Origin of the sequence: Pseudomonas sp. A-RE-19, assembly GCF_019956555.1 — a bacterium.
Taxonomy (GTDB): domain Bacteria; phylum Pseudomonadota; class Gammaproteobacteria; order Pseudomonadales; family Pseudomonadaceae; genus Aquipseudomonas.
This window is the reverse complement of record NZ_JAHBDQ010000011.1, coordinates 284,151-298,422: the sequence shown is the minus strand read 5'-3', so window position 1 is coordinate 298,422 and position 14,272 is coordinate 284,151. Positions and strand designations below refer to the sequence as shown.

At 59.5% G+C, this 14,272-nt stretch carries 11 protein-coding genes; 4 read left to right on the top strand and 7 right to left on the bottom strand.

Annotated elements, in window-relative coordinates; all coding sequences use genetic code 11:
- Nucleotides 1-128: 128 nt before the first annotated feature.
- From clpB to rluD, 3 genes are all read right to left on the bottom strand, one after another.
- Nucleotides 129-2,693: an ATP-dependent chaperone ClpB gene (gene clpB, locus KGB14_RS09510; protein WP_223485949.1), complete on the bottom strand. Its 2,565-nt coding sequence runs from the start codon at nucleotides 2,691-2,693 to the stop codon at nucleotides 129-131.
- Between the two features lie 129 nt (nucleotides 2,694-2,822).
- Nucleotides 2,823-3,548 carry a peptidoglycan editing factor PgeF gene (gene pgeF, locus KGB14_RS09505; protein ID WP_223485947.1) on the bottom strand — a complete coding sequence of 242 codons (726 nt, stop codon included), beginning with the start codon at nucleotides 3,546-3,548 and terminating at the stop codon, nucleotides 2,823-2,825.
- Nucleotides 3,545-4,507, bottom strand: a complete 963-nt coding sequence (rluD, locus tag KGB14_RS09500; protein WP_223485945.1) for a 23S rRNA pseudouridine(1911/1915/1917) synthase RluD — start codon at nucleotides 4,505-4,507, stop codon at nucleotides 3,545-3,547. Before rluD ends, pgeF begins: the two co-directional genes overlap by 4 nt.
- Before the next feature lie 151 nt (nucleotides 4,508-4,658).
- Between rluD and KGB14_RS09495 the strand changes: the two genes are divergently transcribed.
- The 4 genes from KGB14_RS09495 to KGB14_RS09480 all read left to right on the top strand — a co-directional run bounded on the left by KGB14_RS09495 (nucleotide 4,659) and on the right by KGB14_RS09480 (nucleotide 8,974).
- Nucleotides 4,659-5,681, top strand: coding sequence for an outer membrane protein assembly factor BamD (locus KGB14_RS09495; protein WP_223485943.1), 1,023 nt, complete (start codon nucleotides 4,659-4,661; stop codon nucleotides 5,679-5,681).
- Nucleotides 5,682-5,818: 137 nt separating this feature from the next.
- Nucleotides 5,819-6,052, top strand: a complete 234-nt coding sequence (locus KGB14_RS09490; RefSeq protein WP_223485941.1) for a PP0621 family protein — start codon at nucleotides 5,819-5,821, stop codon at nucleotides 6,050-6,052.
- Complete coding sequence (locus KGB14_RS09485) at nucleotides 6,042-7,631, top strand: sensor histidine kinase (RefSeq protein WP_223486059.1); 1,590 nt, start codon at nucleotides 6,042-6,044, stop codon at nucleotides 7,629-7,631. Before KGB14_RS09490 ends, KGB14_RS09485 begins: the two co-directional genes overlap by 11 nt.
- Nucleotides 7,632-7,633: 2 nt before the next feature.
- Nucleotides 7,634-8,974 (top strand): sigma-54-dependent transcriptional regulator, encoded by a 1,341-nt coding sequence (locus KGB14_RS09480; protein ID WP_223485939.1) that lies wholly within the window; start codon nucleotides 7,634-7,636, stop codon nucleotides 8,972-8,974.
- Between the two features lie 129 nt (nucleotides 8,975-9,103).
- Here the strand turns inward: KGB14_RS09480 and thiO are convergent, their stop codons facing one another.
- The 4 genes from thiO to KGB14_RS09460 are packed head-to-tail and all read right to left on the bottom strand — an operon-like array spanning nucleotide 9,104 to nucleotide 14,261.
- Complete coding sequence (thiO, locus tag KGB14_RS09475) at nucleotides 9,104-10,204, bottom strand: glycine oxidase ThiO (RefSeq protein ID WP_223485937.1); 1,101 nt, start codon at nucleotides 10,202-10,204, stop codon at nucleotides 9,104-9,106.
- Between the two features lie 56 nt (nucleotides 10,205-10,260).
- The gene (locus tag KGB14_RS09470) at nucleotides 10,261-10,662 is read right to left on the bottom strand and encodes a type IV pilin protein (protein ID WP_223485935.1); all 402 of its coding nucleotides are present in this window, start codon (nucleotides 10,660-10,662) and stop codon (nucleotides 10,261-10,263) included.
- Nucleotides 10,663-10,675: 13 nt separating this feature from the next.
- Nucleotides 10,676-13,795: a pilus assembly protein gene (locus tag KGB14_RS09465; RefSeq protein WP_223485932.1), complete on the bottom strand. Its 3,120-nt coding sequence runs from the start codon at nucleotides 13,793-13,795 to the stop codon at nucleotides 10,676-10,678.
- Nucleotides 13,782-14,261 carry a PilX N-terminal domain-containing pilus assembly protein gene (locus KGB14_RS09460; protein WP_223485930.1) on the bottom strand — a complete coding sequence of 160 codons (480 nt, stop codon included), beginning with the start codon at nucleotides 14,259-14,261 and terminating at the stop codon, nucleotides 13,782-13,784. The genes KGB14_RS09465 and KGB14_RS09460 overlap by 14 nt, the downstream gene beginning before the upstream one ends.
- Nucleotides 14,262-14,272 lie beyond the last annotated feature (11 nt).

The window sequence follows — 14,272 nt, the reverse complement described above, 5'->3', positions numbered from 1 at the left end:
GGAGCGGAAACCCTTGGGGTGACTTACTGCGGGGCGCACTTTACAAGCCTTTTCCTTTGAGTTCAACAGCCTGGCGAAAAAAAGGCCTCGCGATGCGAGGCCCTCTTTTATTGCACTGCCGCCTAGCGTCAGACGAAAACGATTTCGTCGTTTTCCACGACACCTTTGGCGGTATCGCCGGGCATGAACCGACCCGACAGAATCAGCTGCGCCAGCGGGTTCTCGATCCAGCGCTGGATCGCTCGTTTGAGCGGCCGTGCGCCGTATACCGGGTCGTAACCGACAGCGATCAGCTTATCCATCGCCTCCGGACTCAGCTCAAGCTTCAGCTCGCGCTCTGTCAGGCGGCTACGCAGGCGACCCAACTGGATCTCGGTAATGCCGGCGATCTGATCCCGAGCCAACGGCTCAAAGATCACCACTTCATCGACCCGGTTGATGAACTCCGGCCGGAAGTGCGTGGAAATCGCATCCATCACCGCCGCGCGTTGCGCCTCACGATCACCGACCAGTTCCTGGATCTGCACCGACCCCAGGTTGGAAGTCATGACGATCACGGTATTTTTGAAATCCACCGTACGGCCATGGCTGTCGGTCAAGCGGCCATCTTCAAGCACTTGCAGCAAGATGTTGAAGACGTCCGGGTGGGCCTTCTCGACCTCGTCCAGGAGGATTACCGAGTAAGGCTTGCGACGCACTGCCTCGGTCAGGTAACCGCCCTCTTCATACCCTACATAGCCTGGTGGCGCGCCGATCAAGCGAGCAACGGAATGTTTCTCCATGAACTCGGACATGTCGATCCGCACCATCGCCTCTTCGGTATCGAACAGGAACTCGGCCAGCGCCTTGCACAACTCGGTTTTACCGACACCGGTCGGGCCGAGGAACATGAACGAGCCGCTCGGGCGATTCGGGTCGGACAACCCGGCGCGGGAACGCCGCACCGCGTTGGAGACCGCGATCACCGCTTCGTCCTGGCCGATCACACGTTGGTGTAACAGGCTTTCCATCTTCATCAGCTTTTCGCGCTCGCCTTCGAGCATTTTCGACACCGGAATGCCGGTCCACTTCGACACGACCTCAGCGATCTCTTCTTCAGTCACCTTGCTGCGCAGCAACTGGTTTTCGCTTTTGCCGTGCTGGTCGACCATTTGCAGGCTGCGCTCCAGGTCCGGGATCACCCCGTATTGCAGCTCGGCCATGCGATTCAGGTCGCCTTTACGGCGCGCGGCTTCCAGTTCCTGACGAGACTGTTCGATTTTCTGCTGGATCTGCGCAGAACCCTGTACTTCGGCTTTCTCCGAGTTCCAGATTTCTTCGAGGTCCGAATATTCACGCTCGTGACGAGCGATTTCTTCCTGCAGTTTTTCCAGACGTTTCTTCGCCGCGTCGTCGCTTTCTTTCTTCAGCGCCTGGGATTCCACCTTCAGCTGAATCAGACGACGCTCCAGACGGTCCAGCACTTCCGGCTTGGAGTCGATCTCCATGCGGATGCGGCTGGCGGCTTCGTCGATCAGGTCGATGGCCTTGTCCGGCAACTGACGGTCGGTGATGTAGCGATGACTGAGCTTGGCCGCGGCGATGATTGCGCCGTCGGTGATCGCCACCTTGTGGTGAACCTCGTAACGTTCTTTCAAGCCACGCAGGATGGCGATGGTGTCTTCTTCACTCGGCTCATCCACCAGGACTTTCTGGAAGCGCCGCTCGAGGGCCGCGTCCTTCTCTATATATTGGCGATACTCGTTAAGCGTGGTCGCGCCGACGCAGTGCAGCTCACCGCGGGCCAATGCCGGTTTGAGCATGTTGCCAGCGTCCATCGAGCCTTCGCCTTTACCGGCGCCGACCATGGTGTGCAGTTCGTCGATGAACAGAATGATCTGCCCTTCCTGCTTGGACAGTTCGTTGAGCAGAGACTTGAGGCGTTCTTCAAACTCGCCGCGGTATTTGGCGCCGGCAATCAGCGCCCCCATGTCCAGAGACAGCAGGCGCTTGCCTCTCAGGCCATCCGGCACTTCGCCGTTGATGATGCGCTGGGCCAGACCTTCGGCGATGGCGGTTTTACCCACCCCAGGTTCACCGATCAGCACCGGGTTGTTCTTGGTGCGGCGTTGCAGGACCTGAATGGTGCGGCGAATTTCGTCGTCACGGCCAATCACCGGATCGAGCTTGCCCTCTTCGGCGCGCTTGGTCAGGTCGATGGTGTACTTGTCCAGTGCCTGGCGTGATTCTTCGTGGTTGGCATCATTGACTGCCTCACCGCCACGCAGGTTGTTGATCGCGTTTTCCAGGGCTTTCTTGCTCACGCCCTGGCCCAGCAACAATTTGCCGAGCTTGCTGTTCTCGTCCATCGCGGCGAGCAGCACCAGTTCGCTGGAGATGAACTGGTCGCCCTTCTGCTGGGCCAGACGATCGGCCTGATTGAGCAGGCGCGCCAGATCCTGCGACATGTTCACATCGCCGGTGGGATTCTGGATTTTCGGTAGCTGATCGAGTGCTTTGGTCAGCTCTTTACGCAGGCTGTTGACGTCGAAACCCACCTGCATCAGCAGGGGTTTGATCGAACCACCCTGTTGCTCAAGCATGGCCTGCATCAAATGCGCCGGTTCAATGGCCGGATGATCGAGGCCGACGGCCAGGGATTGGGCGTCGGACAAGGCTAACTGCAACTTGCTGGTTAAACGGTCTATACGCATGGGTCACCTTCCTTTTGAGCAGGCCGGACCTATAAACATCCTGAATGAAGAAGCCTGCCAGATACCTCACTAGATGTGGTCGATTCTGGAAGATTCAAGCGTCGTACAGTTGATGTAGATCAGAGAAGTCTAGCGTTCGATCCAGACTAAAGAGGCAAACCGGCCGGTGCGTGGACTGCGGCGGTAAGAAAAGAAACGTGGATCGTTCACGGTGCAGAACCCGCCGCCGTAGACAGCCGTTACACCGCGAGCGGCCAGACGCAAACGCGCCAGCTCATAGATGTCGGCCATGAACTTGCCGGCATTCTGGCTCGGCACAAAGGCTTTGGCGGCTTCAGGCAATTGCTGGACGAAGGTTTCGCGCACTTCCGGGCCGACTTCAAAGGCTTGTGGGCCAATGGCCGGGCCGAGCCAGACCAGCACTTCGGCAGGTGGCACGGCCAGACTGTCGAGGGTTGCTTCGAGCACACCCGCTGCCAATCCGCGCCAACCGGCATGGGCTGCCGCAACGCGGGTGCCGGCACGGTCGCAAAACAGCGCGGGCAAACAATCGGCGGTCATCGCCGCGCAGGCGATTCCGGGTGTTGTCGTCCAGCTGGCGTCAGCGGTGGCCGTAATGCCTGGGTCAGCATGGGCCACGACAATGCCGTGAACCTGCTTTAACCAGGCGGGCTGAATAGCGAAGTGATCGGTGAGGCGACGGCGGTTTTCGGCGACAGCTTCGGGGCTGTCGTCGACATGATCGCCCAGGTTGAGGCTGTCGAACGGCGCCAGACTGACGCCGCCCGCACGGGTGGTGACGCAGGCTTTCACCCCGGCAGGCGCAGGCCAGTCGGGAATCAGCCAGTCACTCATCCGATGAACGCCTCGCGGTCTTGCTTGAGCAGCGACAGCAACCAGACGAAGTCGTCGGGCAGTGGCGATTCCCAGCTCATGCGTTTACCGGTGGTCGGATGGTCCAGCTCCAGGAACCGCGCATGCAGCGCCTGACGCGGGAAATTCTTCAGGGACTCGACCATGGTCACACTGGCGGCCGGCGGAATACGGAAACGACCGCCGTAGGCAGGATCTCCGACCAACGGGTAGTTGATGTGCGCCATGTGCACGCGAATCTGGTGAGTACGACCGGTTTCCAGCTTCACCCGCACATGAGTGTGGGAGCGGAAACGCTCGAGCACGCGGTAATGGCTGACGGCTTGCTTGCCACCTTCCATCACGGCCATGCGCTGGCGTTGCTGGCCGTGACGACCGATCGGCGCGTTGATCTTGCCGCCGGCCGTCACCACCCCGATCACGATGCATTCGTAGATCCGGCTGACGCTACGGCTCTGCAATTGCGTGACAAGCTGTGTCTGCGCCTGAATGGTCTTGGCCACCACCATCAGACCAGTGGTGTCCTTGTCGAGGCGATGAACGATACCGGCGCGGGGCACATTGATGATGTCCGGCACGTGGTGCAGCAAGGCGTTGAGCAAGGTGCCATCGGCGTGACCGGCGGCAGGATGCACCACCAGGCCCGCAGGCTTGTTGATCACCAGGATGTCGTCGTCTTCATAGACGATGTCCAGGGCAATGTCTTGAGCGATCCATTCGCCCTGAGCTTCCTGCTCGGCGGTAAGCTCAAGAATGGCGCCACCATGAACGATGTCTCGCGGGCGGATAACCGCCCCATCCACAGTCAGGCGGCCGTCTTTGATCCAGGCGGAAAGGCGCGAGCGCGAGTGCTCAGCGAATAATTGTGCGGCGACTTGATCGAGGCGTTGGCCGCCCAATTCGGACGGCACCTCTGCGCGAAGTTCAATTTTATCGGACATGCTCAGACTAGGCGTCGGCACAGCCTTTGGTTTCGGCTGCGCGCTTGTGGTTAAATACGGCGTCTTTTGCCCCGAGGCTTTTCAACGGGGCGCTCATCATAACAGGACGGCCCCGCCCAAGACAGCGGCCGTCATAGGGACGCAAGCCGCCATGCAAGTGAAACACCTGCTGCTGATCGCCATCCTCGCATTGACCGCTGCTTGCTCATCGAAGGAAGTCGTAGACGAAAACCTGAGCGAAGTCGAGCTGTACCAGCAGGCTCAGCACGATCTGGACAACAATAGCTACACCAGCGCCACAGCCAAGCTGAAGGCCCTGGAGTCGCGTTATCCGTTCGGTCGCTATGCCGATCAGGCTCAACTCGAGCTCATCTACGCCAACTACAAGAACTCCGAGCCTGAGGCTGCCAAGTCCGCGGCCGAGCGTTTCATTCGTCTGCACCCGCAGCACCCGAACGTCGATTACGCCTACTACCTCAAGGGCCTGACCTCCTTCGACCAGGACGTCGGCCTGCTGGCGCGCTTCCTGCCGCTGGACATGACCAAGCGTGACCCGGGTGCCGCTCGCGACTCCTACAACGAGTTCGCCCAGCTGACCAGCCGCTTCCCGAACAGCCGTTACTCGCCGGATGCCAAGCAGCGCATGATCTACCTGCGCAACCTGCTGGCTTCCTACGAGATTCACGTTGCCGACTATTACCTGACCCGTCAGGCCTATGTCGCCGCCGCGAACCGTGGTCGTTACGTGGTGGAAAACTTCCAGGAAACCCCATCGGTCGGTGACGGCCTGGCGGTGATGACTGAAGCCTACCAGCGTCTGCACCTGGACGAACTGGCCGCGACCAGTCTCGAAACCCTGAAGCTCAACTACCCGAACCACCCAAGCCTGGTGGACGGTCAGTTCGTGCCATCGGTGGCCGAAGCCGACAACCGTTCGTGGCTGAGCAAGGCCACCCTGGGCCTGATCGAATCCCGTCCGCCGCTGCCGCCAGGCGAAACCCGCGCCAACCAGGACGTGCAGAAGCAGTTCCAGGATGCCAAGGACGCGATTCCGAGCGAGCTCAAGCCTAAAGATGAAAACGGCGATACGATCAAAGAAGAGGAACATGATTCCGAAGCCAACAACACCGACCGCTCGTGGTTCAGCTACATGACCTTCGGCGTGTTCGACTGACGCTGACGTGTTGTGCCGAAAAGGCGCCTTTCGAGGCGCCTTTTTTATTACCGGATTTCAGGGCTGAACGTATTGCGCTGTGCGCCCGACCCGTCCTTGGCTAAACTGCCAATTCATTCGTCAAAAAGCAGCTCACCATGCTTCGTTTATTGTTCTGGATCGCCCTGATTGCCGCTGCGGTATGGTTCTGGCGCAAGTTCAAGGGTTCGGCTTCGGTCGCCAACACGCCGCGCGAGCAAGACGCTGCGCCCATGGTTCGCTGTGCTCATTGCGGCGTACACCTGCCCCGCGACCGCGCGCTGAGCCTTCAACAACAGTGGTATTGCAGCCAGGCTCACCTTGAGCAAGGCCCCGGCTCCAGTGATCGCTGAGACGCCCAGTCCCGGCCACAAACAGGCCCAGCGACTGCTGCGCCTCTATCACCTCTACCGCTTAAGCATCGGCATCACCCTGGTTCTGTTGATCTCCAGCAACATGGACAACCAATTGCTGAAGTTCGCCGATGACGATCTGCTGCGCAACGGCAGTTGGTTGTACCTGGTGCTGAATATCTTGCTGGTGGTCTTTCTGGAGAACACCTGGCGCCCGGCGCAGTTATTCAGCCTGGCGCTGGTCGATGTCCTGCTGTTATGCGGCCTGTTCTATGCCGCTGGCGGCATGCCCAGCGCCATCGGCAACCTGTTGATCGTGTCGGTGGTCATCAGCAACACCCTGCTGCGCGGGCGCATCGGCCTGCTGATTGCGGCAGTGGGTGCCCTCGGCATCGTGGGTTTGAGCTTCCTTCTGAGCTTCAGCCACCCCATCAGCCCTAACGATTACCTGCAAATCGGCACCCTCGGCGCCCTGTGTTTTGCCGCGGCATTGCTGGTACAAGGCTTGATCCGAAGACTGGAAGTCAGCGAAACCCTGGCCGAGCAGCGGGCCAGCGAAGTGCTCGGCCTCGAAGCCCTCAACGCACTGATCCTGCAACGCATGCGAACGGGCATTCTGGTGCTCGACGACCAACGGCGCGTGCAACTGGCCAATCACAGCGCCTTGACCTTGCTGGGGCAGGAAAACCTGGATGGCCAGTTGATCGACGATCATTCGATGCCGTTGGTCAAGCGGCTCCAATTATGGTTCAACAATCCGACTTTGCGCCCGCAAAGCCTGAAAATCGCCAGCAATGGCCTGGAACTGCAACCGAGCTTCATTGCCCTGAACCAAAGCCCGCATCACCAGACGCTGGTTTTTCTTGAAGACCTCGCCCAAATCGCTCAACAGGCCCAGCAACTGAAACTCGCCGCCCTCGGTCGCCTGACGGCCGGTATTGCCCATGAGATCCGCAATCCACTGGGCGCCATTAGTCATGCCGCCCAGTTACTGCAGGAATCCGAGGAACTGAACGGCGCGGATCGGCGTCTGACACAGATTATTCAAGACCACTCTCAGCGAATGAATCGGGTAATTGAAAACGTCCTGCAACTGTCCCGCCGCCAGCAAACCGTGCCGCAACGGCTTGATTTGAAGCCGTGGCTGGAGCACTTCGTCGCCGAAACCCGCGAAGAGGCGACCGAGCATCAGCAGATTCACCTGCGCATCGGCTCGGGAAACTTCAAAACCCTGATGGACCCGAATCAGCTGACCCAGATTCTCGACAATCTGTTACACAATGCCTGGCGCCACAGCGCCCTGAACCACGATCGGGCGCAGGTCTGGCTCGAGTTGTTTATTGACCCGACCAGCCAGTTGCCGACCCTTGAAGTCCTGGACGACGGCCCTGGCGTGGCGCCGGAGCAGCGCGCGCACTTGTTCGAACCGTTCTTCACCACCAGTAGCCAGGGCACTGGCCTGGGGCTTTATCTGTCCCGTGAGCTGTGCGAAAGCAATCAAGCCCGCCTAGACTTCAAACCACGCCAAGGCGGCGGCTGCTTTCGCATCACCTTTGCTCACGGACGGAAACAAAGTTGAACATGAGCCCACGGCAAAAAATCCTGATCGTCGACGACGAACCGGATATCCGCGAACTCCTGGAAATCACCCTGGGACGGATGAAACTCGACACCTTCAGCGCCCGCAACCTCGCAGAAGCGCAAGCACTGCTGGCACGGGAGACATTCGACCTGTGCCTGACCGACATGCGCCTGCCCGACGGCACCGGTCTGGCGCTGGTGCAGCACATCCAGCAATGCTATGCACAAGTGCCGGTAGCAATGATTACGGCCTACGGTAGCCTGGAGACAGCCATCAACGCGCTCAAGGCTGGCGCCTTCGACTTTCTGACCAAACCGGTCGACCTCACCCGCCTGCGCGAACTGGTGATCAGCGCACTGAGTTTACCTGCGCCAGGCGGCGCCAGCAGCACCATCGACCGTCGGCTGCTGGGTGATTCATTGCCCATGCGCAGCCTGCGCAAACAAATTGACAAGCTGGCCCGCAGCCAGGCCCCGGTGTACATCAGCGGCGAGTCCGGCAGCGGCAAAGAGTTGGTCGCCCGACTGATCCATGACCAAGGCCCACGCGCCACTCGACCATTCGTACCGGTGAACTGTGGGGCGATTCCGTCTGAATTGATGGAAAGCGAATTTTTCGGCTATCGCAAAGGCAGTTTCACCGGCGCCATCGAAGACAAACCCGGGCTGTTCCAGGCCGCTCAGGGCGGCACTTTGTTCCTTGATGAAGTGGCTGACTTGCCGCTGGCGATGCAGGTCAAACTGCTACGGGCGATTCAGGAGAAAGCCGTTCGCAGCATTGGCGGTCAGCAGGAAACCGTGGTTGATGTGCGCATTCTCTGCGCGACGCACAAGGACCTCAATGCCGAAGTCGCCGCCGAACGCTTTCGACAGGATTTGTACTACCGCCTCAATGTGATCGAGTTACGGGTGCCGCCCTTGCGCGAACGCCGCGACGACATTGAGCTTCTGGCCAACAATATGCTCAAGCGACTGGCGACCGGTACTGGCCAACCCGCAGCAAAACTCCACCCGCAAGCCCTCGATGCACTGAAAAATTATCGGTTTCCAGGGAACGTGCGGGAATTGGAGAACATGCTCGAACGAGCCCACACCTTGTGCGAGAACAAACAGATCGAAGCCAGCGACCTGCGCCTGGCTGAAGGTAACTGCAACCCGGACGGCGACGTGCCGGACCTGACGCAGATCGACAACCTGGAAGCCTACCTGGAAAACGTCGAACGCAAACTCATCCTCCAGGCCCTGGAAGAAACCCGCTGGAACCGCACGGCGGCGGCTCAGCGGTTGAATCTGTCGTTTCGGTCGATGCGTTACAGGCTCAAGAAACTGGGTTTGGATTGAGGGCCTCTTCGCGGGCAAGCCTCGCTCCTACAGGTTTTATGTGTGCCGCATGATTTGCGGCACGACACATACTTGCAGGAGCGAGGCTTGCCCGCGAAGGCGATCTGACCGACAACAAAGATAGTTCGGTCAGAACCGCCCGACTGGCGCATACGGCGCAGGGTCGATAATCGGCGCCCGCCCCAGCATCACATCCGCAAACAACTGACACGACGCAGGTGCCAGCACCAACCCGTTGCGGTAATGCCCGCAGTTGAGCCAGAGCCCGTCAAAGCCCGGCACCCGACCGATATAGGGAATCCCTTCCGGCGACCCCGGTCGCAACCCGGCCCAATGCCCGACCACTTCGGCATCCGCCAGCGCCGGAATCAATTCCACCGCCGACGCCTTCAGGCTTTCCAGCGCAGTGTCGGTCGGTGTCTTGTCGAAGCCTTCATGCTCCAGCGTACTGCCGATCAGAATGTGCCCATCGCGCCGAGGAATGGCATAACGCCCTTTGGCCAGAACCATGCTTGGGAGGAAATCCGCCGCGCACTTGTAGAGAATCATCTGGCCTTTGACCGGCTCGACCGGCAGGTCCAGGCCCAGGCTTTTCAGCAACTCTCCACTCCAGGCCCCCGCGGTCAAAACCACCTCATCCCCCGTGATCGCCCCCATCGAGGTCTGTACCCCGACCACCGCAGCGCCTTCACGGATAAACCCGCTGACCTCGCACTGCTCGTGAATCGTCACGTTCGGCAGCGCCAGTAACGCGGCCTTCAGGGATTTCACCAGCCGTGGATTACGCACGTTGGCCACATCGGCCATGTAGATCGCCCGCGAAAAACCGGCACCCAGTACCGGCACCGCATTGTGTGCCGCAGAGATATCCACAGCCCGCAAAGGACGATTTTCCCGTTTGGCCCAGGCGAGCGCCTCGGCCTCGTCATCCAGGTCCAGCCAGTACAACCCGGTGGTATGAACTTCAGGATCGACACCGGTGCTCGCGAACAAGCGCTCCGCCAGTTGTGGATAAAAATCCTGGGACCAATGAGCCAGTGCAGTGACCGCCGGGCTGTAGCGCCAAGGGTAGAGCGGCGAAACGATCCCGCCACCGGCCCATGACGACTCTTGACCGACATTCGAGCGATCCAGCAGCACAACGCTCTGTACTTCGGACGCGAGATTGAAGGCCGTGAGCAGGCCAATCACCCCGCCGCCGACAATCACTATTTGCTGTTGACTGCTCATGTTCTGATCCAAATGTTAAAGAGACAGAGGGCGCAAAAGGCACCCGAAAAAGAAACTCAGCGACCCCAGCAACTCTTGGTGGTCTGGCCAGCCGTCGCATTGACCATGCTTCTGACGCCCGTGTTGGTAAGCGTGAAATCACCGCACTTGTCACTCGCCATGCTCGATCCGGCCTTGCGTGTAGCCGTCAGCAGGAAGGTCTGATCGGTCAGGGTCGGGGTGATGGTGTAGAAGTCATTGCCCGCACTCAGGCCGGTAGCGTTGGTGTAGACGTTATTCTTCGAATAGAAACGCTCCAGAATCTGCGCCTGCTCGGAAAGCAGCCCGGCCACTTCGGTGCGGCGGCCCTTATTTACGTACTCGGTGAGACTCGGGTAGCCAATGGTGATGACGATCCCGATGATCGCAATCACGATCATGATTTCGATCAGGGTAAAACCTCGGTTGGATCTGCGCATGCCTCACTCTCACTTACTGTATTTGTCGCCACATGATGCGACGGCTGCCGCCGCCGGATTTTTCCACCAGCGTGCTGACGCTGCCGCTGGAGTCATTCACAACCTTGCGAGTCGCGCCGTTGACGATGGCATTCAAGGTCGGAATGCCGCCGGTAAAGACCACCCCGCTGGACACCGTATCGGTGCTGTCGACCACTCCGTCGGCATTGGTGTCGAGCACTGCATAATTGAGCATCTTACCGCTGAATGCGTCGAGTTCGACCAGTTTGCCAGTGCCGAAGCCGGCGCAGGGGTCCGTGGTATCCAGACTGGCCGTGGTGAAAATGATCCTCCCGAGTACCAGATTGGCCTGGTTGATCACCCGCTCCCCCGTCAGCACGTTGTTGTAGACCAGCGGCAAGTACCAGCCTTTCACTGCCGGGTAAGTCACTTCGTTCTGGCTGGTGGTGATGAATTGCCCGGTGCTGCCCGAGAACACGCCGGTCACCGCCTGCGCCTGCAAACTGGAAGTAGTGATTTGCCCGGTGCCCCCCTCCGCATCCCATACCGCGTAGAACGCCTGTAAATCCTTATTGGTCTTATCGGCAGTTTCATTGAATTTGCCGGTGCCGAAAAACACTTCCTTGCCGCCCAATGCATGATCGGCCAGCAACGGTTGCGCGGTGATCGGCTGGGTCGCACCACCGGCAGTGGTGAACAACGGCTTGCCGGAAAACGCTACGCCCCAGGTGTCAGTGGTGGTGCCACTCAAATCGAACTTCCACAACCGTCCTTTGAGATCACCACCATAGGCGGCCTGCACCACATTCTGCGAATTGACCCTGAGCTTCACCGACGACAGGCCATTGGTGGTTTCGGTGCTGTCGACCACGATTTTCTTGATCAACGTGCCGTCGCGAATATCCACCACATACAGCGCTGCCACCCCGGAGTTGCTGCCATAGCCGTTGGAGATGAACGCGGCCCAGCGACCATCGGCCAAGCGTGCCACTTCCGGGCGCGCATAGGCATAACCCAGATCATTGAAATCGTTCGCCGCACTGGCCGTGGCCGGCGCACTGATTTCCCACAACGCCCTGATCACGTTACCGGCCGAGGCGTCGAACAGTTGCAGCGCATAAAAGGTTTTGCCGCCCGCGCCTGTTCCACCGATGGCCAGGGTTTTCCAGGCGCTGTCGAGTTGGGCATCGAACACGCCGAGCTGACCATCGACCAGATATTTGTGGCTCACACCATTGATGTAAGTGGGGTCAGCGATGTAGCGCAGTGATGGCAGCGCACTGGAGGGCATATAGGCGTAGCGCCTGACTCCGTTGGCCGAATTGATGACGCTTACAAAACCGTCGTTGGCATTCACCACCAGGCTGGAGCTCATGTTGGCGGCTTTGGTGGTCAGGTAGGCGCTGTAGGTGGTATCCCCCGCCAGATCGGACGCAGTTTTGTCCGTGGGGGCGGCGAGCACGAGAGGCGAATTGATGATGTCGCCAAGCAACACGCTGCGCGTTTTCAATCCGGTTTTGTTGGTGCCTTTGCTCCACTCCACCAGATCGCCGCCCGTGATCCCGATGGGCAAGTTCTGGCTGAGGGATGTCTGCTGGGCCGGGGAGAAATTGCTGTAGGCCAGGGTGACGACGGCGTTGGTCAGGGTATTCCAGGACTGGTAAGTCGGCGCCGTGGCACCGGGCACGATGGTGGTATCGGTCGTCCACAGCACCGCGGCTGTGTTTACCGCGCCCGCCGAGGTGAAGCCAAAGGACTTGATGGTGCCGCGCCAGTCCTTGGGGTCGTAGCTGGTCTGGAAGTAGCTCGTGTTGCTGCTCAGGGTCGTGCCGCTGGCAATGCCGCTGCCACCTGACCCGGCCTTGGCGGTGATGTCGCTCAGGGCCGAGGACAGCGCATTGTTGAGTCCCGCGCCGTCAGTCGCCTGGTAGTACTTGCCCTGGCCATAGGTCGCTGCGTCCGCCAACATCTGGTTTGCTGCGGTGAAACCCACGGTATAGGTATTCATGTTCTGCCGGGAAAAATCCAGGGCATCCCAGCTTTTGCCCGCGGCATCGGTCCCCGTGGAGCGCATGTCGATGTCGAAGGCAAACTTGGCAATGTCATCCAGGTAAAAGGTATCGCCCTCATCGTCACCGAAAGGATCGGCGCCATCGTTACTGCTGATACCGTCCCAGTTCGGTAACCGGATGCCACCCAGCGGATCGTCAGTCGGAAAGGTATGGTCAAAGGTCGGCAAACCACCGGTGATTACCACGCCGTAATTTCTCTGGCAGCGATACTGAATCGGACTGGTGTAGGTGGTAGGCGTCGAGTTGTTGTATGGCGCCATGCCACGGAAGTAGCGGGTGATCTCGTAATAGGCTTCAGCCAGCGGCGTATTGGCTTGCGCGCTCAGCCCGTCGATTCCGGCGATCAGATCGTTGTAGTTGGCATCGGCCTGAGCCTGGGTCACGGTACCGCTGACAGCCGACAAATCACTGACCGAACGGGAAATGTAACCGCCGTCATTCTTATGGTTGCCGACCGCCAGGTTGAACGTTGCCAGGCCAATGCGCAGCGAACGGTTGCCGGTCACCAACGCCTTGGAAACGTTGCGCGCCACATTCATCCGGTAATCATTGGGGATCGAGCCATCGGTGAAATCCCGGTCGGAATTGTTGGCCAGGCTAATCAGATACGACAAGTATTTCGCCGAATAAAGAGTGTCCTCGCTCCCCACCGGATCGGGAAGCTTGAGGCAAAGCGAATCCAGACCGAGAAGGCTGTTTCTATAAAAACCGTACCATCCCGCCTTCGAACATGTCCCATGATTCAAACTCGACAGGGCAATATTGTTATCGGTCATGTCAAGGTCCCGACCTTTCAAGCACGAGCCATTCGAGAGGCAAATCGTCACCGGAGTACGTGCGATCGTCGGGTCGAAGCCTGCCGCCCACATAATGCTGTTCATACTTCCCGAGTCGTCGAGTAACAGCATCACGTTGGGCGCCACGGCGGCGGCGTTCAACAGCGGTGAATCCGAGGGCGTGAAGGCGTAAGTCGGCGCAGCCAGATAAAGGCTCAACACCGCGCCGCAGAACAACTGCAGCAACCAACGGCGCCAGCCTGTGCGGGTCTCAGTACTTCGCATAGATACTCTCCACCACACTGCGCGAGTTGCCCACGATGCCCACGGCTGTCACCCGGTATAGCGTTGCCGATGTATTGCTCGGCACGTTCACGGCAGTCAGGGTGGTGCCGATGTTCTGCACCCCGTAAAAGCCGTTGCCGGAGGCGATCCAGGTCACCCCCGAGATGGAATTGAACCCGGCGGCGGTGATGATCGATGCCTCGGCCGGTGGCGCGCATTGGCTGGTACCGCTGCAAACCGGCAATGCATAGGTATTCAGTTGCACCGCGCTTTCGCCAACGCGCAACGCGGCCTCCGCACCTTGGAACGACTGGTTGCGCAGGGTCACGCTGCCGGCCATTTTTTCCTGCAACGTAGCGCTCTGCATCGACGAAAGACCGATTAACGTCAGCACCAGGAGAAACACCAGGCTGACCAGCAATGCCATGCCGCGCTGAGCGTGAGGGGTCATGGGAGCAATACTCATCGGCCCTCTCC

Coding starts and splice junctions, on each gene's coding strand:
- clpB (WP_223485949.1), bottom strand. CDS start 2,693: ATGCGTATAGACCGTTTAACCAGCAAGTTGCAGTTAGCCTTGTCCGAC.
- pgeF (WP_223485947.1), bottom strand. CDS start 3,548: ATGAGTGACTGGCTGATTCCCGACTGGCCTGCGCCTGCCGGGGTGAAA.
- rluD (WP_223485945.1), bottom strand. CDS start 4,507: ATGTCCGATAAAATTGAACTTCGCGCAGAGGTGCCGTCCGAATTGGGC.
- KGB14_RS09495 (WP_223485943.1), top strand. CDS start 4,659: ATGCAAGTGAAACACCTGCTGCTGATCGCCATCCTCGCATTGACCGCT.
- KGB14_RS09490 (WP_223485941.1), top strand. CDS start 5,819: ATGCTTCGTTTATTGTTCTGGATCGCCCTGATTGCCGCTGCGGTATGG.
- KGB14_RS09480 (WP_223485939.1), top strand. CDS start 7,634: ATGAGCCCACGGCAAAAAATCCTGATCGTCGACGACGAACCGGATATC.
- thiO (WP_223485937.1), bottom strand. CDS start 10,204: ATGAGCAGTCAACAGCAAATAGTGATTGTCGGCGGCGGGGTGATTGGC.
- KGB14_RS09470 (WP_223485935.1), bottom strand. CDS start 10,662: ATGCGCAGATCCAACCGAGGTTTTACCCTGATCGAAATCATGATCGTG.
- KGB14_RS09465 (WP_223485932.1), bottom strand. CDS start 13,795: ATGCGAAGTACTGAGACCCGCACAGGCTGGCGCCGTTGGTTGCTGCAG.
- KGB14_RS09460 (WP_223485930.1), bottom strand. CDS start 14,261: ATGAGTATTGCTCCCATGACCCCTCACGCTCAGCGCGGCATGGCATTG.